This is a genomic window from Kitasatospora sp. NPDC056327 (assembly GCF_042261735.1).
GTDB lineage: Bacteria > Actinomycetota > Actinomycetes > Streptomycetales > Streptomycetaceae > Kitasatospora.
The window spans coordinates 1-23,772 of record NZ_JBHJRC010000007.1 but is presented as its reverse complement, the minus strand read 5'-3'; the positions used below and the strand labels follow the sequence as shown (position 1 = coordinate 23,772).

General features: G+C 75.9%; 17 protein-coding genes. 5 read left to right on the top strand and 12 right to left on the bottom strand.

Annotated elements, in window-relative coordinates; all coding sequences use genetic code 11:
• Window positions 1-12: 12 nt before the first annotated feature.
• The 3 genes from ACFCX4_RS02170 to ACFCX4_RS02160 all read left to right on the top strand — a co-directional run bounded on the left by ACFCX4_RS02170 (window position 13) and on the right by ACFCX4_RS02160 (window position 5,697).
• The gene (locus ACFCX4_RS02170) at window positions 13-3,387 is read left to right on the top strand and encodes a right-handed parallel beta-helix repeat-containing protein (protein WP_376138132.1); all 3,375 of its coding nucleotides are present in this window, start codon (window positions 13-15) and stop codon (window positions 3,385-3,387) included.
• Window positions 3,388-3,662: 275 nt separating this feature from the next.
• Complete coding sequence (locus ACFCX4_RS02165; RefSeq protein ID WP_376138130.1) at window positions 3,663-4,814, top strand: S8 family serine peptidase; 1,152 nt, start codon at window positions 3,663-3,665, stop codon at window positions 4,812-4,814.
• Between the two features lie 277 nt (window positions 4,815-5,091).
• Entirely contained in the window at window positions 5,092-5,697 is a 606-nt protein-coding gene (locus ACFCX4_RS02160) for a sigma-70 family RNA polymerase sigma factor (RefSeq protein ID WP_376138128.1), read from the top strand.
• A 390-nt stretch (window positions 5,698-6,087) separates the two neighbouring features.
• Here ACFCX4_RS02160 and ACFCX4_RS02155 read toward each other — a convergent pair whose 3' ends face one another.
• Together ACFCX4_RS02155 and ACFCX4_RS02150 are read right to left on the bottom strand one after the other, a co-directional pair.
• On the bottom strand, window positions 6,088-6,573 hold the full coding sequence (locus tag ACFCX4_RS02155) for a hypothetical protein (RefSeq protein ID WP_376138127.1): 486 nt from the start codon (window positions 6,571-6,573) through the stop codon (window positions 6,088-6,090).
• A 294-nt stretch (window positions 6,574-6,867) separates the two neighbouring features.
• A complete protein-coding gene (locus ACFCX4_RS02150) occupies window positions 6,868-8,454 on the bottom strand; it encodes a CehA/McbA family metallohydrolase (RefSeq protein ID WP_376138126.1) in 1,587 nt (528 codons plus the stop codon).
• A 366-nt stretch (window positions 8,455-8,820) separates the two neighbouring features.
• Here ACFCX4_RS02150 and ACFCX4_RS02145 point away from each other — a divergent pair, with 366 nt between their 5' ends.
• Window positions 8,821-9,645 (top strand): polysaccharide deacetylase family protein, encoded by an 825-nt coding sequence (locus ACFCX4_RS02145; protein ID WP_376138124.1) that lies wholly within the window; start codon window positions 8,821-8,823, stop codon window positions 9,643-9,645.
• A gap of 54 nt (window positions 9,646-9,699) precedes the next feature.
• Here the strand turns inward: ACFCX4_RS02145 and ACFCX4_RS02140 are convergent, their stop codons facing one another.
• Together ACFCX4_RS02140 and ACFCX4_RS02135 are read right to left on the bottom strand one after the other, a co-directional pair.
• On the bottom strand, window positions 9,700-10,890 hold the full coding sequence (locus tag ACFCX4_RS02140; protein ID WP_376138123.1) for a sensor histidine kinase: 1,191 nt from the start codon (window positions 10,888-10,890) through the stop codon (window positions 9,700-9,702).
• A gap of 120 nt (window positions 10,891-11,010) precedes the next feature.
• A complete protein-coding gene (locus ACFCX4_RS02135) occupies window positions 11,011-11,550 on the bottom strand; it encodes a hypothetical protein (RefSeq protein WP_376138121.1) in 540 nt (179 codons plus the stop codon).
• Between the two features lie 252 nt (window positions 11,551-11,802).
• On the opposite strand from ACFCX4_RS02135, the gene ACFCX4_RS02130 reads away from it, so the two are divergent.
• The gene (locus ACFCX4_RS02130; protein WP_376138120.1) at window positions 11,803-12,357 is read left to right on the top strand and encodes a response regulator transcription factor; all 555 of its coding nucleotides are present in this window, start codon (window positions 11,803-11,805) and stop codon (window positions 12,355-12,357) included.
• A 317-nt stretch (window positions 12,358-12,674) separates the two neighbouring features.
• Here ACFCX4_RS02130 and ACFCX4_RS02125 read toward each other — a convergent pair whose 3' ends face one another.
• The 8 genes from ACFCX4_RS02125 to ACFCX4_RS02090 all read right to left on the bottom strand — a co-directional run bounded on the left by ACFCX4_RS02125 (window position 12,675) and on the right by ACFCX4_RS02090 (window position 23,136).
• Entirely contained in the window at window positions 12,675-13,310 is a 636-nt protein-coding gene (locus tag ACFCX4_RS02125; RefSeq protein ID WP_376138118.1) for a 4'-phosphopantetheinyl transferase, read from the bottom strand.
• An 82-nt stretch (window positions 13,311-13,392) separates the two neighbouring features.
• Complete coding sequence (locus ACFCX4_RS02120; RefSeq protein ID WP_376138116.1) at window positions 13,393-15,741, bottom strand: arylsulfatase; 2,349 nt, start codon at window positions 15,739-15,741, stop codon at window positions 13,393-13,395.
• Window positions 15,738-17,384 carry an ABC transporter ATP-binding protein gene (locus ACFCX4_RS02115; protein WP_376138114.1) on the bottom strand — a complete coding sequence of 549 codons (1,647 nt, stop codon included), beginning with the start codon at window positions 17,382-17,384 and terminating at the stop codon, window positions 15,738-15,740. The genes ACFCX4_RS02120 and ACFCX4_RS02115 overlap by 4 nt, the downstream gene beginning before the upstream one ends.
• Window positions 17,381-18,235 (bottom strand): ABC transporter permease, encoded by an 855-nt coding sequence (locus ACFCX4_RS02110; RefSeq protein ID WP_376138113.1) that lies wholly within the window; start codon window positions 18,233-18,235, stop codon window positions 17,381-17,383. The genes ACFCX4_RS02115 and ACFCX4_RS02110 overlap by 4 nt, the downstream gene beginning before the upstream one ends.
• Before the next feature lie 3 nt (window positions 18,236-18,238).
• Window positions 18,239-19,183 carry an ABC transporter permease gene (locus ACFCX4_RS02105; RefSeq protein WP_376138111.1) on the bottom strand — a complete coding sequence of 315 codons (945 nt, stop codon included), beginning with the start codon at window positions 19,181-19,183 and terminating at the stop codon, window positions 18,239-18,241.
• 17 nt (window positions 19,184-19,200) lie between these two features.
• Window positions 19,201-20,784, bottom strand: a complete 1,584-nt coding sequence (locus ACFCX4_RS02100; protein ID WP_376138110.1) for an ABC transporter substrate-binding protein — start codon at window positions 20,782-20,784, stop codon at window positions 19,201-19,203.
• The gene (locus ACFCX4_RS02095; protein WP_376138108.1) at window positions 20,781-22,055 is read right to left on the bottom strand and encodes an ROK family protein; all 1,275 of its coding nucleotides are present in this window, start codon (window positions 22,053-22,055) and stop codon (window positions 20,781-20,783) included. The genes ACFCX4_RS02100 and ACFCX4_RS02095 overlap by 4 nt, the downstream gene beginning before the upstream one ends.
• Window positions 22,056-22,170: 115 nt before the next feature.
• A complete protein-coding gene (locus ACFCX4_RS02090) occupies window positions 22,171-23,136 on the bottom strand; it encodes a TauD/TfdA dioxygenase family protein (protein WP_376138107.1) in 966 nt (321 codons plus the stop codon).
• Window positions 23,137-23,772 lie beyond the last annotated feature (636 nt).

Sequence of the window (23,772 nt, the reverse complement as noted above, 5' to 3'; positions counted from 1 at the left end):
GAGAGGACGGCCATGTCGCGCCATGTGCTGACGGTGTGCCCGGAACAGCGGGGCGGCCCGTACCGCACGATCGGCGAGGCGCTCGCGGCGGCCCGCAGCGGGGCGGTCATCTCCGTCCGGCCGGGCCGCTACGAGGAGAACCTGGTCATCACCAAGATGGTCACCATCGCCGCCGCGGAGCCGCGCGGCACCGTGCGGGTCACCGCCCGGCGGGGCTGCGTGGTCCAGGTGGTGGCCGAGGCCGTCCAGCTCACCGGCCTGGTCGTCCAGGGACAGGACGAGGAGATGCCGGCCGTCGACGTCCCGCGCGGGCAGGCCGCGATGTCGGACTGCGAGGTGGTCGGCAGCTCCTGGACGGCCGTCCTCACCCGTCAGCAGGGCTCCCTCGCGATGCGCGACTGCCGGGTCACCAACCCGGCCGGCGCCGGCATCGTGGAGACCTCCACCGGCACCAGCGTCATCGAGGACTGCGTCATCGAGCACCTCGGCACCTCGGCCGTGGTGGTGGGCGAGCGGGCCAACCCGCTGCTGCGCAACTGCGTGCTGCGGGACGCCCGCGGCAACGGCGTCTGCGCCAACGGCGAGGCCCGCGGCACCTTCGAGGACTGCGAGATCTCGGTCACCGACAAGCCCGCCGTCGCCCTGGAGGAGCGCTCCACCACCCGGTTGCTGCGCACGGCCGTCCGCGACACCGCCATCGGCGTCTACATCAGCTCCGAGGCCCGGGTGCTGCTGGAGGACTGCACGGTCAGCGCCACCACCGGCCACGGCATCGCGCTGGCCGCCGGGACCGATCCCGAGCTGCGCCGCTGCACCACCACCCGCACCGCCGGGCACGGCATCCACATCACCGGCCGCGCCCGCGGGCAGTTCGAGCACTGCGAGGTGTCCGACGCCGAGGGCACCGGCATCTGGGTCGGCGAGCACGCCGGGCCGGTGCTGAAGAACACCGTCGTGCGCAACAGCGGCGGCACCGGCGTCGAGCTGGCGGAGGAGAGCGCGGCCGACATCGACCGCCTGGAGGTCCGCGACGCCGGCGGGGCCGGGCTGTCGATCGGCGGCGGCGCCAACCCCCGGGTGCGCCACCTGACCGTCACCGGCGCGGGCGCCGACGGCGTCGAGGTGCTGCGGGACGGCCGGGGCCGGATCGAGGGCGTCGAGGTGACCGACGCCGGCCGGGCCGGCCTGCGGATCACCGACGGCGCGGACACCTTCGTCGGCGCCGGCTTCGTCCGCGGCTCCAAGGGCTGCGGCGTGGTGGTCGGCAAGGTCGGCCGGGCCGCGCTGCGCGACTGCGAGGTGAGCGGCTCGGGCGAGGACGGCCTCGCCGTCGAGGACGGCGGCGAGCTGACCTGCACCCGGGTGCGCAGCCACGGCAACCGCCGCCACGGCGTGCGGGTCGGCGCCGGCGGCCGGGCCGTGCTGGCCCAGGTCGAAGCGGTCGAGAACATCGGCGACGGCGTCCGGATGGACTCCACCGAGGCGGTCCGGCTGACCGGCTGCACGCTCTCCCGCAACCGGGGCTCGGGCCTGCGCCAGACCACACCGAACGAACGCCTCGCGGTCGAGCAGCTCACCAGCGAGGAGAACGGCCTGCCCGACGCGCACGGCACCGCGAGCTCCGCCTCCGGGGGCCCGCGCGCCGAGGGCACCGGAACCGCCGGAGGCCCGGCCTCGCCCGGTGGCGCCGCCGCCGAGCCGGGCACCGATCCCGGCCGGGCGGCCCCGGCCGCGCCGCCCGGCCCGCTGGAGGTGCTGGAGTCGCTGGTCGGCCTGGCCGGCGTCAAGGAGCAGGTGGCCACCCTGGTCAACCTCAACAAGCTGGCCCGCCGCCGTGAACTGGCCGGTATGCCCGCCCTGCCGATGGGCCGCCACCTGGTCTTCGCGGGCCCGCCCGGTACCGGCAAGACCACCGTCGCCCGCCTCTACGGCGCGATCCTCGCCGAGCTGGGCGTGCTGCGCAGCGGGCACCTGACCGAGGTGGCCCGGGCCGACCTGGTGGCCTCGATCATCGGCGGCACCGCGATCAAGACCACCGAGGTGTTCCAGGAGGCGCTCGGCGGCGTGCTCTTCGTCGACGAGGCCTACACCCTCTCGGCCGGTGCCGGCGGATCGGGCCCGGACTTCGGGCGGGAGGCGATCGACACCCTGGTCAAGCTGATGGAGGACCACCGCGACGACATCGTGGTGATCGTGGCCGGCTACTCCGCCGAGATCACCGAGTTCCTGGCCTCCAACCCCGGTCTGGCCTCCCGGTTCAGCCGCACCGTCGAGTTCGCCAACTACGAGGTCGACGAGCTGGTCACCATCGTCGAGCGGGCCGCCGCCACCCACGGCTACGAGCTGGCCGAGGGCACCGGCGAGGCGCTCGCCCTGCTGTTCGAGCAGATGCCGCGCGGCGCGGACTTCGGCAACGGCCGGTCGGCCCGCAAGGTGTTCGAGGAGATGGTGGACCGGCAGGCGACCCGGCTCGCCGAGCAGGGCGAGATCAGCGACGAGGACCTCGCGCTGCTCGTCCCCACGGACGTCGGCGTCGAGCTCGAACCGCCCGCGAAGGAGGCCGACGGCACCGAGCCGCTCGCCGAGCTGCAGGCGCTGGTCGGCCTGCCCGCGGCGAAGGAGCAGGTCGAGGACCTGGTGAACCTGATCCGTCAGGTCCGCCGCCGCGAGGAGGCCGGGCTGCCGACCGCCACCATCAGCCACCACCTGGTCTTCGCGGGCCCGCCCGGCACCGGCAAGACCACCGTCGCCCGGCTCTACGGGCGGCTGCTCGCCGAGCTGGAGGTGCTGCCCGGCGGCCAGCTCGTCGAGACCGCCCGCGCCGACCTGGTCGGCCGCTACGTCGGCCACACCGCCCAGCTCACCAAGGAGGCGTTCGACCGGGCGCGCGGCGGCGTGCTGTTCGTCGACGAGGCGTACACCCTGACGCCCCGCAACGGCGGCGGCAACGACTTCGGCCAGGAGGCCGTGGACACGCTGATGAAGCTGATGGAGGACCACCGCGACGAGGTGGTGGTGATCGTGGCCGGCTACGAGGACGAGATGCGCCACTTCCTCTCCTCCAACCCCGGTCTCGCCTCCCGCTTCTCCCGGCAGATCGACTTCGGCCACTACAGCGACTCCGAGCTGGTCACCATCGTGCGCAACCACGCGGTGTCCGCCGGGTACGAGGTCGCGCCGAAGACCCTGGTCGCGCTGGAGTACCTGTTCTCCACGGTGCCGCGCGACCGCACCTTCGGCAACGGCCGCTACGCGCGGCAGACCCTGGAGGGCATGATCACCCGGCAGGCGGGCCGGCTCAGCCGGCTGGACGTCGCGGACCTGTCGGAGCTGAGCCTGCTGCTGCCGGAGGACATCGCGGTGGACCGCTCGGGCAGCACGGTGTGAGCGGCGGAGCCGTCGCCGGGGCCCCGCGCCGCCCGGCCGCCCGCCGGACGGCCGTCGCGGCCGCCTGCGGCCTCGCCGTCCTCGGCCCGGCGGCGGCCCCGGCGGCTGCGCTCGGTGCGGCGGCCGTCGCACCGGCGAGCGACCCGTCCTCCGTCACCGTGCCGGGAGGGCCGACCCTTCCGGCGGCCACCGAGGGGAAGACCGCCGCCCCGGCCGCGGGTACGGGCGCCGGTGCGTCAGCCGGTGCGGCGGCGGGCGGTGGCGACGTTCCCGCCATGGCGCAGACGCTCCCGGACGTCCGCCAGAACGGCTGCCGCAAGCCGGCCGCCCGGGCCGTCGACCGCCCCTCCTGGTCGCAGGCCTTCCTGCGGCCGGAGGCCGTCTGGCCGCTGGGCCGGGGCTCCGGGGTGACGGTTGCCGTGATCGGCTCCGGCGTGGAGGCCGCGGCCGGGGCGGGCTCCGGCCCGCTGGCCGGCCGGCTCGTGCTCGGCCCCCGGCTGCACGGCGAGGGCGACGCCGGCCGGGACTGCGTCGGCCACGGCACCGTCCTGGCCACCCTGGTGGCCGGCCGCCGGCCCGCCGACGGCGGGCCGTCCGGCGTCGCCCCCGCGGCGAAGGTGCTGGCCGTCGCCGCCACCGACGACGCCGGGAGCACCAACGCCGACCTGCTCTCCCGGGGCATCCGGGCGGCGGCCGACGGCGGCGCCCGGGTCGCCGTGGTGGCGGCGCCGATCGCCGAGGCCGCGCCGGCACTGGCCGAGGCGGTCGCCTACGCGACGGCGAAGGGGACGCTGCTGGTCGCCCCGGCCGGGCCGGACGGCCAGTCGGTGGCCGGACCGGTCTACCCGGCCGGTTTCCCCGGAGTGTTCGCGGTGGCCGCGATCGGCGCCGACGGCGCCCCGGCCGGCGCGTCGGCGCAGGGCTCGTCGTCCGGGAGCGCCGCGGCCCCGGAGGCCGTCGTCGCCCCCGGGCGGGTCTCCCGGGTGGACGTGGCCGCGCCGGGGGAGGCCCTGCTGGCCGCCGGCCCGGGCGGCGGCACCTTCACCGCCTCCGGCCCGAGCTACGCCGCCGCCCTGGTGGCCGGGACGGCGGCCCTGGTGCTCGGCCGGTCGCCGTCGCTGAGCGTCGAGCAGCTCGCCGACCGGCTGCGGGCGACCGCCTACCGGCCCGGCACCGCGCTGCCCGATCCGGCGGTCGGCTGGGGGGCGGTGGACACGGTGACGGCCGTCGTGGCCGGGACGCCGTCCGCGGTCGCGGCGCCGGCGGCGGCCGATCCGGTCGTCGTCCCGCCGCCGCCGGACCGCTCGGCGGTGCACCTGGCGTCGGCGATCACCGGGGCGAGCCTGGGCGGCGTCGCGCTGATCGGCCTGGCGGCCGCCGCGGTGCGGATCCGGCGCCGGCGGGACGGCGGCGGCGCACCGGTCTGACCGGCGCGCCGCGGTTCCGGGGGCCGGGGGAGGCGGGCGGCCGGAGCCCCCGGACGTACGAGCCTCCGGGCCCGCCAACGCGGGTCCAACGCCGCGCCAACGCCGCCCGCCGCGCCCGCGTTGGCCCGCCGTTGGCGCGGGCTGCCAGCGTGACACCGTCCGGGGGGAGCGGCCCGATCGCGGTGGCATGCCCCGGTGCACCGAGACAGCGATCGACCCAGGTGCCGCCCGACCGCGGTACCGACGAATGACGAATGTCGTAAGGGGCTCAACAGCCGTGGCCATCGACGCTACCGCCAACGCCGGGACGACCACCGAGGAGTCCCGGGTACCCGCTCCGGTACCCGCCCCGGCGGCCGCCCGGCCCACCCTGGACCAGGACACCCTCGCCGAGCTCTACCGCCTGCACGGCGGCTACCTGCTGCGGGCGATGCTCCGGGTGACCAGCGGTGACCGCGGCAAGGCGGAGGACATCGTCCAGGAGACCCTGCTGAGGGCCTGGCAGAACCCGGCGGCCATGCACCGCGGTCCCGAGCACAGCCGCCCCTGGCTGTTCACGGTGGCGCGCCGGATCGCCATCGACCACTACCGGATGCAGGCCGCCCGTGCCCAGGAGGTCGCGGACGAGACCCCGGAGGACCACGCCGGCTCCCACGACCCGTACGACGAGGTGCTGGTCGCCCGGGACGTCGCGGTGGCGATGGCCGAGCTCCAGCCCCACCACCGGGACGTGCTGGTGGAGTTGCACATGCGGGGCCGGTCGATGGCGGAGGTGGCGCGGCTGCTGGGCGTGCCGGTCGGCACGGTGAAGTCCCGCAACTTCTACGCCGTTCGCGCGCTGCGGCCGATCCTGGAGACGCACCGCGCGGCCTGGGCGGGCTGACCGTTCCGGCCGTGCCGTGCCGGTCGGCGCCGGTCCGGGAGGGGGCGGGAGGGGACGGAGGGACCGGGTCCCTCCGTCCCCTTTCGTGCCCTTTCGGGAAGCATGCGCCCACAACCGGCAGGGCATGAACCGTTCAGGGGCCGTCACCCGTAGTCCAGGGTGGCGGCACCGCCACCGGCGCACGTCACCCCCGTGCGGGCGCCGGGCCATCGGCCGCCCGGTGTCCGCCTTTGTGGGAGGGCGGACGCCGAGGCGCCGCGCCGCAGGGGCGGTCCACCGGCTCTCCCCCGGACCGGTGGACCGCCCCGTTGCCGTTTCCGGGCGGTCCGCCCGGGAGTCCGGGGCGCCGGGCCCGTGCACCGGGCTCCCGGGCGGGCCGCGCGCCGGGGCTCACCACCCCAGCAGGTACGCCCCCCGCCGCAGCCCCGCCAGCACCGTGTCGGCCGTGACCTCGGCGTCGTTGGTCGCCGAGCCGTCCGCCTCCGCCACCGTGCCGCCGTGCAGCACCACGTAGTGCAGCGCCGCCCCCGTCGCCCGGCTCTCCCGGCGGAAGGCGTCCAGCGCCGTCGGCGCGACCGAACCCTCCACCACCACCTGGTAGCCGCCCGAGGCGAAGGCGAAGGCCGCCTGGGCGGTGGCCGCCAGCGCGGTCACGTTCTGCCGCCGGGCCTCCGGCCGGTCCGCCTCGACGTACCCCTGCCGGACCGCCCGCCGGAAGTCCTCCGCGCGCAGGTGGACGCTCGGGAAGAGCGCGTCCGCGACCAGCGGGGCGACCGCGCCGCTCCCGGCACCGGCGGCCGGGTCGGAGAGGACGACCACGCTGCCCGCCCCCCGTCCGCCTCCGAGCTCCGGCCCACCTACGGTCGTACGGTTCACAGCTGGTGATCCCTTCGCGGGCCGGGACGGACGGGGAGCCGGGGCGGGACGGCCGGAGCGCGAGGGGGCCGGCCCGGCCGTGCGGACAGCCGACCGGACTCGTCCATTCGAGTGACTGCTGTCGGAGATCAACCTAGTCCACCGCAGACCCCGGAGTCCTCTCCTCCCCGGAGCTCCCGCCCTCCCCTCGCCGTCCCCCCGCCTTCCCGTCGCCCCCCGGTCACCTCGGGCCGTTCCCCGGCCGGGGAAGCGCTCCCGGCCCCGGCCCCGGCCCCGCCGCCGGCCCCGGTCGGGTCACCCCCGGACGCGCAGCACGATCGGGTTGGTGAGCGCCGCCATGGGCCCCCACGGCAGGTCGGGGCCCATCGAGTTGCCCCGGCCCGGCGTCCCGTCCGCCTTCGGGTGCCGCACCTCGGCCCGCACGTACGCGGCGAGCGAGGCCGTGGTCCGCCAGACCACCGTGCCCGCGCCGTCGGCGGGCAGCGACTCCTGGTGCAGCTGGCCCTCGTCGGTGACGAACCGCACCGTGCCGCCCGGCACCCCGGCGACGGTGAGCCGGACGTCCACCGGCGCGTCGGCCGGGACCTCCAGCTCCCCGCCGATCCCGGCCTGCCGACCGGCACCGGTCGCGGTGAACTCCAGCCGGACGGCCGCCGACTCCGCCAGCCAGCTGCGGCCGGCGCGCAGGCCGTCGAGGACGTCGTCGCGGTTGAGGTCCTCGGCGAACACGACGGTGTGCGGCGAGCCGATCACCTGCGGGGTGCTGTGCGCGTCGCTGTTGCCGATCGCGGGCAGCCAGGAGCGGCCGTCGCGCAGCGCCACCGCCAGCTGGGCGTCCCAGCTGTCCACCGCCGACTCGTCGTCGTACGTCCAGGGGCCGTTCCACACCTCGACGGCGTCCGTGTCCTCGTAGCCGAACTTCCACAGGCAGCCGACGTACGGGCAGTACGGGTGGGCCGGCACCACCAGGCCGCCCTGTCGGCGCACCTGGCGGGCGAGGCTCGGGAAGGCCTCGTCGCGGGAGCGGTAGCGCCAGTCGACGAACTGGCCCGGCCGCAGGCCCAGCGCCAGCCAGTGCCCGTTGCGGGTGGTGACCTCCTCGCCGAGCAGGATCAGCAGGTCCGGGCCGGCCAGCGGGCCCCAGACCCCGTGCGCGGAGCTGGTGTTGTGGTCCGTCGACACGATGAAGTCCAGCCCGGCCGCGCGTGCGCCGGCGGCGACCTCGGCCGGCAGGCGCCGCCCGTCGGAGTGCACGGTGTGCAGGTGGCAGTCGCCCCGGTACCAGGCCCGGCCGCGCCCCCGGGCGCGCTCGGGCGGGTAGGCGGGGGTGAACTCGCCGCCCGGTGCGCCGGAGCGCAGCGTCACGTCGACCCGGTACGCCAGCCCCTGCGGCGCCACCTGGTAGGGCCCGAGCACGACGTGCCAGCGGCCCGGGCGGATCGGGCCCGGGAGGTAGCCGGGGGTGGCCTGCTCCCGGCTCACCGCGAACTCCGTCCGGAAGCCGCCCGACCAGCCGCGGAAGCCGCGTCCGCCGAGTTCGGTGCCGCGTTCGTCGAAGAGCCCGATGTCGCAGGAGTTGCCGGGGGTGCCGGGCGGCACGGCCGGCTTGTCGTACTGGTAGGAGACGGCGATCTCGCGGACCCCGGACGGGACGTCGAACGGGAGGTGGACGAAGTCGGGGGCGCCGGTGGGGAGGGTGCCGGTCAGGGTGATGGTCCGTTCGGCGGCGGTTCCGCTCCCGGCTCCGGTGGCGGGGCCGTCGGCGGCCCGCGCGGTGCCCGTCGCCGCCGTGGTCGCGGCGACCGCCGCCCCGAGGGCGCCCGCCGCCAGTAGCCCGCGCCGCCCCAGCGGCGCCCGCTCGCCGTGCATGTCCTCGGTCATCCGGAAACCTCCGCGATCCTCGGGTCTGCCTGCGGTCCGCCTCATACCCCCGCCGGTGAACCCCCGGTGAGCCGGGCCCCACCTGGGTGCGGCGAGCCTGTGAAGGCCGCCCGGGTTGCGCCGTCCGCCGTCGGGACCCTCTGATAGGGGTAGATCATCTGACAGTCGGACAGCTCCGGAGCCCTCATGTCACTCAGTCGGCGGACCCTCCTGGCAGCCGCGGCCGGCACCGCCCTGGCCGCCTGCGCGCCGACGGCCTCCCCCCGGCCGACGGGCTCGCCCGGGCAGCCGACCCCCGCCCCGCCGGCGCCCGCGGCCCCGGCCGCACCGACGCCCCCACCCGTGCGGAGCCCGGACCCGACACCGGTGCCGACGGCCACGCGGACCCCGGACCCGTCCCCGACACCCACGCCCACGGAGACCCCGGCGCCCACCGCCGCCACCTCCGCCCCCGCGGCGGCACCCGCGCCCGCCACCGCCGTCCCCACCCGCGCGGCCGTCACCGCCCGTTACGCCGGGGCCGCCCCGACGATCTGGGGCCCGGACGTCCCCGGTGTGCTCACCACCCTCCCCAGGGCCGCCGGTCCGGCCGTCGCACTCACCTTCGACGCCTGCGGCGGTCCCGGCGGCTCCGGCTACGACGCCGCCCTCGTCGACACCCTCCGCCGCCACGGCGTCCCCGCGACCCTCTTCCTCAACGCCCGCTGGATCGACGCCAACCCCGCCCTCTTCGAGGCCCTCGCCGCCGACCCCCTGTTCGAGATCGCCAACCACGGCACCGCCCACCGCCCCCTCTCCGTGACCGGCCGCTCCGCCTACGGCATCGCCGGCACCCGGGACGCGGGCGAGGTCTACGACGAGATCGCGGGCAACCTGGCCAAGCTCACCGCCCTCCTCGGCCGCCCGCCCCGCTTCTTCCGCTCGGGCACCGCCCACTACGACGACGTCGCCACCCGCGTCGCCGCCGACCTCGGCCAGCGGATCGCCGGCTTCAGCACCAACGCCGACGGCGGCGCCACCCTCCCCGCCGCCCAGGTCCAGCGCGAGCTCACCGCCGCCGCACCGGGCGGGATCGTGATCGGCCACCTGAACCACCCCGGCTCCGGCACCGCCCGCGGCGTCGCCGCCGCCCTCCCGGGCATGCTGGCGGCGGGCCGCACCTTCACCCGCCTCTCCGACGCCGTCCGCTGACCGGCCCGCCGTTCCCGGCTCCGGCCCCGTGCCGCCGCGCGCCCCCCGGCGGCCCTACCGTGCCGTCCGCGTCGCCGTGCTGCCCGCCGCGCCGCCCGCCGCGGGGACCGCCGTGGAGACCGGGAGCGCCGCCGCCACCCGGAACCCGGGACCGTAGGGCTCCGCGCTCAGCAGTCCGCCGTACAGGGCGACCCGCTCGCGCAGCCCCAGCAGACCGTGACCGGTCGACAGCTCCTGCCCGCCGTCCGGCGGCCGGCCTGCGCCGTCGTCCACCACCTCGATGAGCAGCGCCCGGTCCCAGGTGATCCGCACGACCGCCCGGGTGCCCGGGCCGGCGTGCTTGGTGATGTTGGTGGCGGCCTCCTGGACCAGCCGGTAGGCCGTCTGGCCGACGCTGTCGTCGACCCGCAGCGGCGTGCCCCTCGTCTCCAGCGAGATCCGGACACCGGCCTTGCGGACGTTCGCCATCAGCTGCTCCAGATCGCCCAGCCCGTGGGTGTACCCGCCCTCGGTCGCCGCCTCCGAACTGCGCAGCAGCCGCAGCATGTGCCGCAGCTCGGCCATCGTCGACCGGCCGAGGGCCTCGATGTGCGCGAACGCCTCGGCGCGCGCCGGGTCCTCCAGGGCCGTGGCCCGGGCCGTCTCCGCCCGCATGACGATCACCGCGACGGCGTTGGCCACGATGTCGTGCAGCTCCCGGGCGATCCGCACCCGTTCCCGGGTGACCCGCAGCCGCGCCTCGGCGACCTCCTCCCGCTGGCGCTCCGCCGCCGTCCTGGTCGCCAGGCTCCACCGGGCGAACCCCCACACCACCAGCGTCACGGGGACGTAGAAGGCGATGTTCGCGACCAGGACGGGGACGGTCATCGGGCCGTGGTAGCTGCCGATCGTCTCGGCGATCGCCAGCCCCATCGGGACGAGGCCCAGCACCAGCACCGCCAGGGCGACCCGCAGTCGGTACTGCGCGGCGACGGTGTAGAGGGCGATCAGCAGACCGAAGCACGGGGTGTAGTCGACCGCGTCGGCGAACGACAGCAGGTCGGCGGTGACGGCGATCGCCCACACGGCGGCGAACACCGCCAGCGGACGGCGGCGGCGGACCAGCAGGGCCAGCGCCTCGGCGAGGGCGAGCAGCAGCATCCACATCCGCTGCCGCCAGTCCGCCCACGGGGCGATCATCGTGCCGAAGTAGAACAGCTCCGGAATGACCGCCGCCACGGCCAGCGCGGAGTCCTGCAGCCACACCGACTGCAGCCACCGCCCCGCCCCCCGCCGCCGCGTCCGCTCCTGCCCCTGCGCCACCGCCGTCATCACGTCACCGCCACCGTCGATCCATCGCTGCCTCCCACGCCGCCACGGCCCCGGTCAGCAGCAGACCCGGCTGCTGCAGCAGGTCTTGGCCGCGTACGTGACGGCGTCCGCGCTCACTCCGGCGCCGGCCGCGCTCTGTCCGCGCCACCAGGTGTCCGCCGGCCCGACCTGCGCCGGCGGCACCACCTGGAATCCCAGGTGGGCGTAGGTCGCCCACTGGTCCCCGTGGTACTGCCGCAGGGCCGCGCCCAGCTGCGCCTTGGTGGCGCTCACGACCGCCACCGGGTACGACTCCTCCCGGACCAGCGTCAGCACCGCCGCCGCCGCGACGATCCCGTCCCCGTCCAGGGCCGCCGTGCTGATGCCGCCGACCGGAACGCTCACCGTGTTGGCGGCACCTCCCGGGGGGCGTGATATCCGGGCGACGAATCTCCGCCAGGGGTCGGCCAGCGGTTCGACCGGATTCGGCACCAGCACGGTCCTCGTGCTGGTCAGCAGTCCGTAGCCGAGCAGCTGGCCGGTGCTCCCGTCCTCCTCCTGGGTGTGCACGGTCACCGTCAGGGCGGGAACCTCGCTCACAGAATGGCTACTCATAGTGACACCTCGTGATCATCCCTGCCCGCACTCCAGTTCTACGGGCGACGCACCACCACCCTCCCTCCACCGTTGTCCCAGGAGCATGAGCCCCCGGCCCCACCTCGGCCCCGACCTGCGGATCCGCGCCCTCGGTGCCACCGGGCGGTGCTCCGTCATGACATCCGTCACCGGCCGGGCATGATGATTCTCATCACCCTCGGTGAGTGCACGCACTTCTGCCGCCCCGGAGCCGCCGGAAGGCTGGAGCACATGACCGAACGCCCCGCTCTCCGCCTGCTCCTGGCCGACCACGACCCCGGCCGCCGGGCCGTCCTGGCCGGCCTGCTCGCCCTGGAGGAGGGCCTGCGGGTCGTCGCCCGGGCCGGCTCCGTCCCGGCCGTCCTGGCGCTGGCCGAGGCCCGGCGGCCCGACATCGTGGTCCTCGGCCTGCGCGCCCCGGCCTTCGACGCCGTCGTCCGGCTCCGCACCCTGCTGCCGGACTGCCGCACCGTGATCGTCACCGGGCACGACCGCCCGGCCGACGTCCGCCGCGCGCTGCGGGCCGGGGCCCGGGCCTTCCTGCCCCGCAGCGTCTCCGCCGCCGACCTCGCCCGCGTCCTGCGCGCCGTCCACGCCGGCGGACGGCATGTCCACCCGGACACCCTCGGCACCGACACCACCGTGCTGACGGCCGGCGAACTCGACCTCCTCGACCTCGCCGCCCACGGGGCCACCGCCGACCTCCCCCCGGCCCTCACCGCCAGACTCGCCGCCGCCGACCCGCCCGCCGCCCTCCGCCGGGCCCGCCGTCACGGCTGGATCTGACCCGCCCCCGCCGGGACCGCAGACGCCCTCCGTGACCGGCTCCGGCCGGCGCGGTGCCGCGGGCCGGTGAACCGCCGCGTCCGTGACGACGAACGCGGGGATCCGGTCGTCGGGGGAGTCCGCGCGGCCGGGCCCGGGTCGGGCGGGCCGCGGGCCGGGGTGGTGGGCGGCCGCGGCGCGCGCTCGTCCGGGGTGATCCGCGAGCGGGACCCGGGAGGGACGGAGGTGCGGCCCGTACCCGGCCCGGGCGGCATGGCGCACGGCTCCCGTCGGGCGCTGTTCCGGCGGAGCAGGTGTCGGCGGTTGCGGTCCCGGCCCTACCGCAGGACGGTGATGGCGGTGGCGAGGTGGCCGTCGTGGACGCGCCAGCGGCCGGCGAGGGTGGGGAGGGGGGAGGGGACGAGGAGGGTGGCGGTGAAGGTGCCGTCGGGGCGGAGGGTGAGGTCGGCCTCGGAGAAGTCGAGGAAGGTGTGGGTGAGCGGGAACCAGGTCTTGTAGACGGACTCCTTGGCGCTGAAGAGGATGCGGTCCCACGGGATGCCGGGGTGGTCGGCGGTGAGGGCGGTGTCGCGCCGCTGTTCAGCGGGGAGGGCGATCGCGTCGAGGACGCCCTCGGGCAGCGGGAGGGCGGGTTCGGCGTCGATGCCGACGGAGAGGACGTCGGCGGCGTGCGCGACCGCGGCGGCGCGGAACCCGGCGCAGTGGGTGAGCGAGCCGACGACGCCGTCGGGCCAGCTCGGGGCCCCGCGCAGGCCGGGGACCAGCGGGCGGTAGGGGACGCCGAGCCGGCCGAGGGCGAGGCGGGCGCAGTGGCGGACGGTGGTGAACTCCTGGCGGCGGGACTCGACGGCGCGGGTGACGACCGCCGCCTCCTCGGGTTCGAGGCGGGCCTCGGACGGGTCGGAGAAGGCGGTCTCGACGACGACGGCGGCGGGCAGGATTTCGGCGATCACGGTTCCCCCGGGCAGATGTGACGGACGGTACGACGAGCGGTACGACGGACGGCACGCCTGTCGAGGTTAGCGTGATGATCGGTTATTCGAAGGCCGCGGCGGCCTCCCGCAGCGCCCCGGCGACGGTCTCCGGGTCGTCGGGGGCGGGGTCGCCGGGGAGGTAGGTGACGGCGCGCAGCCCGCCGGTGTACCGGAACGAGCGGTGGCGTTCCCAGAGCGGCCAGGACACCGGGGACTTGCGGTCGACACCGACGCTGATGCCCTGGAACGGGGCCATCCCGATCAGCTGGTGGACGGGCCCGAGCCGGCCGGTCGCGACGCCGTCGACCAGCAGCCGGAACTCCCACCGCAGTCCGGCCACCGCGGTCGCCTCGACGGTGACCAGGCGGGCGCCGGGGGCGAGCGGGCCGGCGTCGGCCTCCAGGAGCTCCCCGTACTGGTTGTAGGCGAAGCGCAGCCGGCCGTCCTCCACGTAGAGGCTGTAGCCGCCGCCCTGGTCGCCGTGCGAGACGAGCACGCCCGCGTCCCCGGCGCCGTGGTGGGCGAGTTCGGCCTCGATGGTGAAGGAGCGGAAGGAGATCAGCCGGGAGGAGCGGTAGCGCTCCAGCTCGGGGGTGCCGGCGAGCAGGCGCAGCGGGCGGCGCAGCCGGGCGTCGTCGGGGTGGCGCCGGGCGAGGGCGCCGCTGCCGTCGGCGAGCGGGAAGACGCCGTTGCGGCGGGCGGCCTCCTCCCAGGCCAGCGAGAGCTCCTTGACGAGGCCGGGCCGTTCGGCGGCCAGGTCGTGGATCTCGGTGGGGTCGGTGCGCAGGTCGTACAGCGCCCACTCGCCGTCGTCGTACGGGCTGCCGGGGCGGTGCAGGGTGACCAGCTTCCAGCCGTCGCGGTAGTAGCTGCGGTTGCCGGTCATCTCGCAGTACTGCTCGGGGTGGGTGGAGGCGGCGGCCGGGTCGCGCAGCACGGAGGCGAAGGTGGTGCCGTCCGGGGACTGCACGGGGAGGCCGGCCCGCCGGGCGGGGCGTTCGACGCCGGCGAGGTCGAGCAGGGTGGGCAGCAGGTCGGTGACGTACTGGTACGCGGTGCGCACGCCCGGGTCGCCCTCGGCGCGCGGGAGGCCGGCGGGCCAGGAGAGCACGAAGGGGACGCGGACGCCGCCCGCGTGGGTCTGGCCCTTGTAGAGCCGGAACGGGGTGTTGGAGGCCATGCCCCAGCCGCGCGGGTAGTGGACGAGCGAGCGCGGGCCGCCGATGAGCGCGGCCTCCCGCTCGACGTCGGGGTTCCAGTCCGCGGGGAGGTTCGGGTGGTGGACGAAGCGGCTGAAGTAGCTGCGGGTGCCCTCGGCGCCGCCCTCGCCGGTGCCGCCGTTGTCGGAGGTGAACACCACGATGGTGTTGTCGAGTTCGCCGAGCCCGGCGAGGGTGTCGAGGAGCCGGCCCAGGTTCTGGTCGACGTTGTCGACCATGGCGGCGTAGACCTCCATGTAGCGGGCGTAGAGCCGCTGTTCGGTTTCGGTGAGGTCGTTCCAGGGGCCGACCTCGTGGCCGGGTTCGGCGTTGCGCGGGGGCAGTTCGGTGCCGGGCGGGAAGTGGCCGGCGGCGAGCTGGCGGGCGAACCGGGCGGCGCGAAGGTCGTCCCAGCCGCCGTCGTAGCGGCCCCGGTGGCGGGCGAGGTCCTCGGGTTTGGCCTGGAGCGGGCCGTGCACCGCGTTGTGGGCGAGGTAGAGGAGGAAGGGCTTGTCGGCGTCGTGGGCGCGCAGCGACTTCACCATGTCGATGGCCCGGTCGGTGATGTCGTCGGTGTAGTAGTAGCCGTCGGGGAACTCGTCGATGTCCAGCGGGCTGTTGTCGCGGACGAGCTGGTGCGGGTGGAAGAGGCTGGTGAGGCCCTCCAGGACCCCGTAGTACTGGTCGAAGCCCTTCTGCAGCGGCCAGTTGGCGCGGTGGTCGGCGGCGTTGGAGGCGGAGTCGCGGGTGAGGTGCCACTTGCCGACGGCGTAGGTCGCGTAGCCGGCGTCGTGCAGCAGTTCCGCGAGGGTGGGGATGTCGTCGGCGATCTCCATGCCGTAGCCGGGGAAGCCGGGGTCGGCGTTGGCGACGAAGGAGTAGCCGACCCGGTGCGGGTTGAGGCCGGTGAGCAGGGCGGCGCGGGCGGGGGAGCAGAGCGGCATGGTGTGGTAGTTGGCGAGCTTGACGCCGCGCTCGGCGAGGCCGTCCAGGACGGGGGTGGGGATCTCGGAGCCGAACGGGCCGATGTCGCTGTAGCCGAGGTCGTCGACCAGGACGACGACGACGTTGGGCGCGCCCTCGCGCGGGCGGACCCGGTCGGGCCAGGCGGGGACGGACTCGGCGAAGGTGCGGCCGACGGTGCCGGGGAAGCCGGCGTAGGGGTCGCGGCGGGACGGGTCGCCGGCGGCGGCTGCGGGGGCGGCGCTCATGCGGTGCTCCGGGTGCTGGTGAGGACGGGGGAGGCCGGGGTGGCCGGGGTGTCCAGGCGCGGGACGGCGGCCAGGAGTTCGGCGGTGTAGGGGTGCGCGGGCGCGGTGACGACCCGGTCGGCGGGCCCGGTCTCGACGATCCGGCCGCGGTGCATGACCGCGATCCGGTGGCTGACCTGCCGCACCACCGCGAGGTCGTGGGCGATGAACAGCACGGCGAGGCCGAGGTCCCGCTGGAGCCGGGCGAGCAGGTCGAGCACCTGGGCCTGGACCGAGACGTCCAGCGCGGAGACCGGCTCGTCGCAGATCAGCACGCTCGGTCCGGGCGCCAGGGCCCGGGCGATGCCGATGCGCTGGCGCTGGCCGCCGGAGAAGGCGCGGGGGTGGCGGCCGGCGCTCGCGGGGTCGAGTCCGACCTGCTCCAGCAGTTCGGCGACCCGCCGGGCCCTGGCGGCCCGGTCGCCCCGGCCGTGCGCGATCAGCGGTTCGGCGATGATCTGCCCGGCGGTCATCCGGGGGTTGAGCGAGGCGTACGGATCCTGGAAGACCATCTGCACCTCGCGGCGGGCCGCCCGTTCGCCGCCGCGGCCGAACTCCCGGCCCCGGAAGCGGATCGTGCCGCCGCCGGGGGCGTGCACCTGGACGAGGGCGCGGGCCAGGGTGGACTTGCCGGAGCCGGACTCGCCGACCAGGCCGAGCGTCTCGCCGGGGTGGAGCTCCAGGTCGACGCCGTCCAGTGCGGTGACGGCGCGCCGGCGGGGGCCGTAGGTCTTGCGCAGGCCGGTGACGGTGAGCAGCGGCTCGGTGCCCGGCGCGCTGTTGGCGGCGGCTCCGGACGGTGTCTCCAGGCGGGGGACGGCGGCCAGCAGCTCCTTGGTGTACGGGTGCCGGGGCGCGGTGAGGACCGCGGCGGTGTCGCCGGACTCGACGACCCGGCCGTGCCGCATGACCAGCAGCCGGCGGCAGGTCTGCGCGATCACACCGAGGTCGTGGCTGATCACCACGAGCGCGGTGCCGGTGTCCCGGTTGATCCGGCCGAGCAGGCGCAGGATCTGCTGCTGGACGGTCGGGTCCAGCGCGGTGGTGGGTTCGTCGGCGACCAGCACCTCGGCGTCGTTGGCGAGGGCGAGGGCGATCATGATGCGCTGGCGCTGGCCGCCGGAGAACTGGTGCGGGTGGTCGCGCAGCCGGCCGGCTGCGTCGGGGATTCCGACCAGGTCGAGCAACTCCACGGCCCGCGCCGCCCGTTCGGCCTTGCCGGAGCCGGAGCCCCGGTCGGCGTGCGCGCGCAGCGCCTCGTCGAGTTGCTTGCCGACGGTGAGCACCGGGTTGAGCGAGGACATCGGGTCCTGGAAGACCATCGCGATCCGCCGCCCGCGCAGGGCCCGCAGGGCCGGCTCGGGCAGCGCGGCGAGGTCCTGCCCGGCCAGCTCCACCGAGCCGGCGGTGATCCGGCCCCCGGCGGGGAGCATCCGCAGCAGGGCGAGCGCGGTGGTGGACTTGCCGGAGCCGGACTCGCCGACCAGGCCGAGGGTGTCCCCGGCGGCGAGGTCGAAGCCGACGCCGTCGACGGCGACGGTCCCGGGGAACTCGACGGTGAGGTCGGTGACCCGCAGGACGGGGCGGGACGAAGGGCCGGTCATCGGCGGATCCCCCGGTTCAGGGCCTCGGCGATCAGCGTGAAGCCGAGCACCAGCGCGGTGGTCGCGGCGAGCGGGGCGGCCGCGAAGGTCGGATGGGTGGAGAGGTAGCCGACCGACTGGCTGAGGATCGACCCCAGGGTCGGCTCCGGCGGGCGCACGCCGAGCCCCAGGAAGCTCATCGCACCCTCGATGAACACCCCGACGGACAGGGCCACCGCGGTCTGCACGATCAGCGGGTCGACGGCGTTCGGCAGCACGTGCCGCAGCAGCACCCGGAACCGGGAGGCACCGCCGACCCGGGCGGCCAGCGCGTACTCGCGTTCCCGCTGGACCAGGATCCCGGAGCGCAACTGCCGTCCGAACAGCGGGATCTCGGCGAGCGCGATGACCAGGAAGACCGGCCAGCGGCCCGGGCCGAGGACGGCGGTGATGGCCAGTGCGAGGATCAGCCCGGGGAAGGCGAGCACCAGGTCGAAGGCCCGCTGGACGGCGACGTCCGCCCACCGGTGGGAGGCCGCCAGCAGGGCGAGCGCGCTGCCGAGCAGCGCGCCGACCGGGACGGCGCCGAAGATGAGCGCCAGGTCGGTGGCGATGCCGTGCAGGACCCTGCTGAAGAGGTCCCGGCCGAGGTCGTCGGTGCCGAACGGGTGCTCGGCGCTCGGTCCGGCCAGCGCGAGCGGGCCCTGGGCGTCGGGGTCGTGGCCGGTGAGCAGCGGCGCGAGCAGTCCGGCCAGGGCGACGGCGCCGACCAGGGCGAGCCCGGTCAGGCCGCGTCCGGTGAGCAGTCCGGCGAGGTACCGGTTGCGGGCGCGCGGGGGGCGGGCCGCCGCGGGGGCGGTGAGGACGGTCATCGGTTACTCCCACCGGATCCGGGGGTCGAGCCAGGCGTACACCAGGTCGGTGAGCAGCTGGACGGCGACGTAGACGGCGACGATCAGCAGCAGGAGGTCCTGCACCACGGGGTAGTCGCGGCGCAGCACGCCCTGCTCGACGAGCTGCCCGAGTCCGGGCCAGGCGAAGATCCGTTCCACCAGCACCGCTCCGGCGACCAGGTGGCCGATCTGCAGGCCGAGCACGGTCACCGCGGACGGCAGTGCGTTGGGCAGGGCGTGGCGCCAGACGATCCGGCGGCGGGATACGCCGACGGCGGTGGCGGTGCGCACGTAGTCCTCGGCGAGGGCCCGTTCGATGCCGTCCTTGAGGTAGCGGGCGAGCACGGCGGCGCTGGGCAGGGCGAGGCAGACGGCGGGCAGCAGCAGGTACTGCAGTGCCAGGTCGGGGGCGTCCAGCAGGGACTCGTGACCGCCGGCGGGCAGCAGTCCGAGGGTGACCGCGAACAGCAGGACCAGCAGGACGCCGGTGACGAACGGCGGGACGGCGAGCACGGCGGTGGTGAAGGCGCGCACGGCGGCGGCGACCGGGCGGCGCTCGGCGGTGGCGCCGAGCACGCCCAGCGGGAGGGCGATCAGGATCACCAGCAGCAGGGCGGCGGCGGTGAGCTGGAGGGTCGCGCCGATGCCGTCGCCGATCAGGTCGGCGACCTGGCCGCCGATCGCGTAGCTGGGCCCGAGGTCGCCGGTGAGCAGGTCCCCCAGCCAGCGCACGTACTGGGTCAGCAGCGGCGCGTCCAGGCCGAGTTGCGCGCGGATCGCGGCGACGGCCCGCGGGCCGGCGTCGGGGCCGGCCAGGGTGGTGGCCGGGTCGCCGGGGATGAGGCGCAGGATGAGGAAGACGAGGAAGGAGGCGAGGAGGAGGACGAGCAGCCCGGAGGGGAGCCGCTTGAGGAGGAAGCTTCGCATCGGGTTCGGGCCTCCGGTCAGGCCGTGAGGTAGGCGTCGTCGAGGTTGAGGTAGCCGAACTTGTTGAGGGTGGCGCCGCGGGCCTTGCCGCCGGCGACCTCGGAGAGGCCGGCGATGGCGAGGTCGATGACGAACTGCTCGTCCAGCAGGGTGTCGGTGATCTGCCTGTAGAGCGCCTTGGCCTCGTCGCTGTCGCTGTCGGGCCGCTTCCAGGCGCGCTGCACGATGTCGGTGTAGGCGGGGGAGGAGAACCGCGAGCTGTTCCTGGCCTCGTTGAACGGGTAGGCGCTCACCGCCAGGGTGGCGGGGTGCAGCTGGGCGAAGCCGTGGCTGAGCGTCCACAGCGCGGGCATGCTCTGGGCGATCAGCTGCTTCTGCATGGTGGGCGAGTCGGTGGGCTGGAGGACGGTCTCGATGCCGACCTGCTTGAGGTCGTACTGGAGGATCTGCGCGACGGCGGTGTTGGCCGGGTCGTTGCTGTGCGCGAACGGCAGGGTGATGCCGGTGAGTCCGGCGTCCCTGAGCAGCTGCCGGGCCCGCTCGGGGTCGTGGCGGTAGTGGGCGGCGGCGTCGGCGCTGTACGCGGGGGAGGACTTGGGCCAGGGCGTGGCCGAGACGGTGGCGGAGCCACCGAGCGCCTGCTGGACCAGCCGGTCGCGGTCGACCGCCCAGGCGATGGCCTGCCGGACCCGCTTGTCGGAGACGTGCTCGGCGGTGAGGTTGACGCCGATGTAGTAGGCGCCGCCGCCGGTGTCGTAGGAGGTCACGCGGAACTGCGGGTCGCTCGCGAGGGCGGTGAGGTCCTTGCCGCGGACGTGGTAGGAGAGGTGGGTCTGGCCGGTGCGCAGCGAGGAGAGCAGCGATTCGCTCTGCGGGATCACCCGGATCTCCACGCCGTCCAGGTAGGGGCGGCCGGGGTTCCAGTACTTCTCGTTGCGGGCGAGGGTGATCGAGCTGCCGGGCCTGCGCTCGGTGAAGGTGTACGGGCCGGTGCCGACGAGCCGTGTCCCGGCGAAGGCCTCCTCGACGCTCTCCGAGTCCGGGACGATCATGAACTCGAAGAGGTCGAAGATGTTGCTGACCGGGTGGGCGAGGACGAGCGTCAGCTCGAAGTCGCCGTTCTTGCGGAAGTCCGTGACGGCGGCGGCCGTCGAGCGCAGCTGGGCCGAACGCACCGGGTTCTGCAGGTTCTTGACGGCGAACACCACGTCGTCGGCGGTGAACCTCCGGCCGCTGTGGAAGGTGACGTCCTCGCGGAGCCGGAGGGTGACGCTGGCCCCGTCGGGCGCGACCTGCCAGGAGGTGGCCAGCTCGGGCTGCGGCTTCAGCTGGTCGTCGTAGCGGGTCAGGGTGTTGAAGACCAGCCGCTGGACGAGGGTGTTGGCGCTCTGGGCGAACAGCAGCGCGGGCGTGAAGTCGACGGTGGCGCCGACCGTGAGGACACCGCCGCGGCGCGGTCCCGCCGTGTCGCCCGCGGCCTTCCCGGCGGCGGTGTCGGCGGCGGAGCGGCAGGCGGCGAGGGCGAGCAGGCCGGCGCCGGCCAGGCCGCCGCGCAGGAGCGCCCGGCGGGAGAGCGGGGAGGCGGTGGGGAAGCTGGTCACGAGTGGGGTCCTCTGCGGGAAGGGGCGTGCGGTCCGGGTCGGAGGGGCCGCGCCGCGGCGGCGGTCAGGGCGTGCAACGGGCGGGAGTACAGGGCGCCGAGCGCGGCGGCCCCGGCGGCCACCGCGAGCACGTCGGCGCCGCGTTGCTGGGCGATCAGCAGGTCGGCGTCGCGCCGCAGGTGCGAGCGGCGGGTGAACTCGGCCCGCACCACGTCCAGGTAGGCCGGGTGGTGGAGGGCGAAGGTCTCGGTCAGGACGAGCAGGTCGGGGTTGACCACGTCGGCCAGCAGGGCGAGCGCGCGGCCGATGGTCTCCGCGCGCCGCCGCACCAGCCGGTCGGCGCGCGGGTCGCCGGCCCGGACGGCGGCCAGCAGCCCGGCGCGGTCGGGCCGCGGGGTGATGCCCTCGGCGGTCGCCGCCTCGAACAGCGTGGTGTCCGAGGCGGCGACCGCGAGACAGCCCGTCCGGCCGCAGTGGCAGAGCGCGTCGCTGTCCGGTACCGGCAGGTGGGCGACGTCCCCGGTCGGCGAGGCCGGGCCGACGTGCACGGTGCCGGCCACCGCCAGGGCGGCGTCCACGACGTGGCCGACGAACAGGTGCACCATCGAGCGCCGGGCCGCCGGGTGCCCGAACAGGATCTCCGCCCGGGCCAGCGCCCGGGCGTGGTTGTCCACCTGGACGGGCAGCCCGGAGGCGTCCGCCAGCAGCTCGCCGAGCGGCAGGTCACGCCAGCCGAGCGGGTCGTGACGGACGACCAGGCCGCGCTCGTGGTCCACCGAGCCTCCGGTGACCGCGCCGAGGCCGACCACGGTGCGGCCGCCCGGGGCGGCGGCCAGCAGCCGGGGGAGCCGGGCGAGCAGCGGCCGCAGCACGGCCGGGCCGGTGCGGCCCCGGTTGCTCAGCTCCTGCCGGAACAGCACGTTCCCGCGCGGGTCGAGGAAGGCGAAGGTGCTGTACGGCAGGCCGATGTGCAGGCCGGCCACGGCGACCCGGGCGGTGTCGACGGCCACCGGGAGCTGCGGCCGGCCGACCGCCCCGGTGCCGGGGGCGGGCGGCGCGGGCCGCTCGTGCAGCAGTCCGAGCCGGGCGAGGTCCACCACCTGGCGGGAGACGGCGGCCGGGCTCAGCCCGGTGAGCGCGGCGACCCGGCCGCGGGCCACCGGTCCGTGGTCCAGCACGGTCCGCAGGACGGCGGCGGCGTTGACGTCCCGCCGCGCGTCCCCGGTGCGCGGCCGGACCGGGGCCGGGCCGGGGGCTGTCTCCGTGACCATGCTTCGCCTTCCTCGCTGCTGGTGCCGGTGGTTCGGGTGGTGCCGGTGGTGCCGGGGGCCGGTGCGGGGCCGGTGCGGACCGGGCCGGACGGCACCGGACCCCGGGCCGGGTGCGTCAGCGCGCCCCGGCGGCCTCGGCCTCCAGCTCCTCGGCCGGCACCAGCCCGGCCACCCGCGGCGGGTCGGCCGGCTCCAGCAGACGGCTCGGCGTGCCGTCGGTGCCCACCGGAAGGTCACCGTCCAGGGTGATCCGGCGGACCAGCCGCGGCTCGTCGCCGTAGTCGTTGACGGCGTAGTGCTGGGTGGCCCGGTTGTCCCAGATCGCGACGTCGCCGACCTGCCAGTCCCAGCGCACGGTGTTCTCCAGCCGCTCCACGTAGCGCTGGAACAGCGCGATGAGCGCCTTGCTGTCGGCGCCCGGGACGCCCTGGATCCGCTGGGCGAACGCGCCGAGCAGGAGGTTCTTCTCGCCGGTCACGGGGTGCACCCGGACGAGCGGGTGCTCGGTGCGGAAGGCGGTGGAGACGAACACCTGGCGGAAGAGGTCCGCCACCTCGGCGTTGTCGGCGAGTTCGGGGCGCAGGGCGAGGTTCGCCGCGTAGTCGTAGTCGTTGGTGTGCACGGCGCGCAGCGACTCGGCCAGCGTCTTCAGCGGCTGCGGCAGGTCCTGATAGGCGGCGGCGGTGTTGGCCCACACGGTGGAGCCCCCGGCCGGCGGCAGTTCCAGGGCGCGCAGGATCGAGGCCTTGGGGTAGGAGGGCACGAAGGTGACGTCGGTGTGCCAGTTGTTGGCGCGCACGCCCTTGGTGGCGTCCAGTTCGAAGACGTAACGGCCGTCGGCGCTGGGGACGGTGGGGTGGCCGACCGGGTGGCCCAGCAGTCGGGCGAAGGCCTCGTGTCCGGCGTCGTCGAGGTGCTGCTGGCCGCGGAAGAAGAGCACCTTGTGCTCGTACAGCGCGGCCTCGACGGCGGCGACGGTCCCGGCGGACAGGTCGCCGCCGAGGCGGACGTCGTGCACGACCGCGCCGATCCGGCCGGCGGCGGGGGTCAGGCGAAGGGCGGTGGTGGTGGCGGTGGACATGGCGGTTCCTCGACTCTCCTGGGGAGGTGGGCGGGTGAAGGGGGTGCGCGGGGACGCCCGGCGGCGGACCGGGGCGTGGACGTGGGTGCGGACGTGGACGTGGACGTGTCGAGCACGCCGGACACCGCGGACGCCGGAGGGGCTGGGTGCGGACCGGTCGGTGCGCGGACGGGTCGGGGTGCGGACGCGGGGGCACCCGGGGTGCGCGGAGGCACCGGGAGGTACGGGCGTGCGGGTGCCGGCCCACAGGTGCGAGGGAGGGCACGGGCGCCGGACGGGCGGCCGGGGATCAGCGGGCGAGCGCCCCGCGACAACAACAGCGGCGGCGGGCCGGGGCGGTGGTGCGAACGGTGCTCATCGGCCCTCCTTCCGGTTCCGGGGCGCTGCGACTGGGCTCGGCGCTCATCGTGCTGAACGTCCCGGCCCCCTGTCAATCACCCGTTCTGCCTGGTGGGCGCGGGTGTTGCCGTGGTGTGGCGCCCGATTGCGGCCGATGGCCGGGTGGTGACGGGGGTGCTGCGGAGGCGTGTTCCCGCCTGTCGGGGGCGTGTCCGGACGACTAACTCTCGCAGCGGAAGTAACCCGCGGAAGCCGTCCGGGCGCCGCGGCGGGGCCCGCCCGGAGCGCTTCCGGACC

Excerpts from the sequence above, each read along its gene's own strand:
- ACFCX4_RS02090 (WP_376138107.1), bottom strand. The coding sequence starts at position 23,136 with ATGTCCACCGCCACCACCACCGCCCTTCGCCTGACCCCCGCCGCCGGC.
- ACFCX4_RS02135 (WP_376138121.1), bottom strand. The coding sequence starts at position 11,550 with ATGAGTAGCCATTCTGTGAGCGAGGTTCCCGCCCTGACGGTGACCGTG.
- ACFCX4_RS02120 (WP_376138116.1), bottom strand. The coding sequence starts at position 15,741 with ATGAGCGCCGCCCCCGCAGCCGCCGCCGGCGACCCGTCCCGCCGCGAC.
- ACFCX4_RS02115 (WP_376138114.1), bottom strand. The coding sequence starts at position 17,384 with ATGACCGGCCCTTCGTCCCGCCCCGTCCTGCGGGTCACCGACCTCACC.
- ACFCX4_RS02095 (WP_376138108.1), bottom strand. The coding sequence starts at position 22,055 with ATGGTCACGGAGACAGCCCCCGGCCCGGCCCCGGTCCGGCCGCGCACC.
- ACFCX4_RS02105 (WP_376138111.1), bottom strand. The coding sequence starts at position 19,183 with ATGCGAAGCTTCCTCCTCAAGCGGCTCCCCTCCGGGCTGCTCGTCCTC.
- ACFCX4_RS02165 (WP_376138130.1), top strand. The coding sequence starts at position 3,663 with ATGGCGCAGACGCTCCCGGACGTCCGCCAGAACGGCTGCCGCAAGCCG.
- ACFCX4_RS02150 (WP_376138126.1), bottom strand. The coding sequence starts at position 8,454 with ATGACCGAGGACATGCACGGCGAGCGGGCGCCGCTGGGGCGGCGCGGG.
- ACFCX4_RS02170 (WP_376138132.1), top strand. The coding sequence starts at position 13 with ATGTCGCGCCATGTGCTGACGGTGTGCCCGGAACAGCGGGGCGGCCCG.
- ACFCX4_RS02130 (WP_376138120.1), top strand. The coding sequence starts at position 11,803 with ATGACCGAACGCCCCGCTCTCCGCCTGCTCCTGGCCGACCACGACCCC.
- ACFCX4_RS02110 (WP_376138113.1), bottom strand. The coding sequence starts at position 18,235 with ATGACCGTCCTCACCGCCCCCGCGGCGGCCCGCCCCCCGCGCGCCCGC.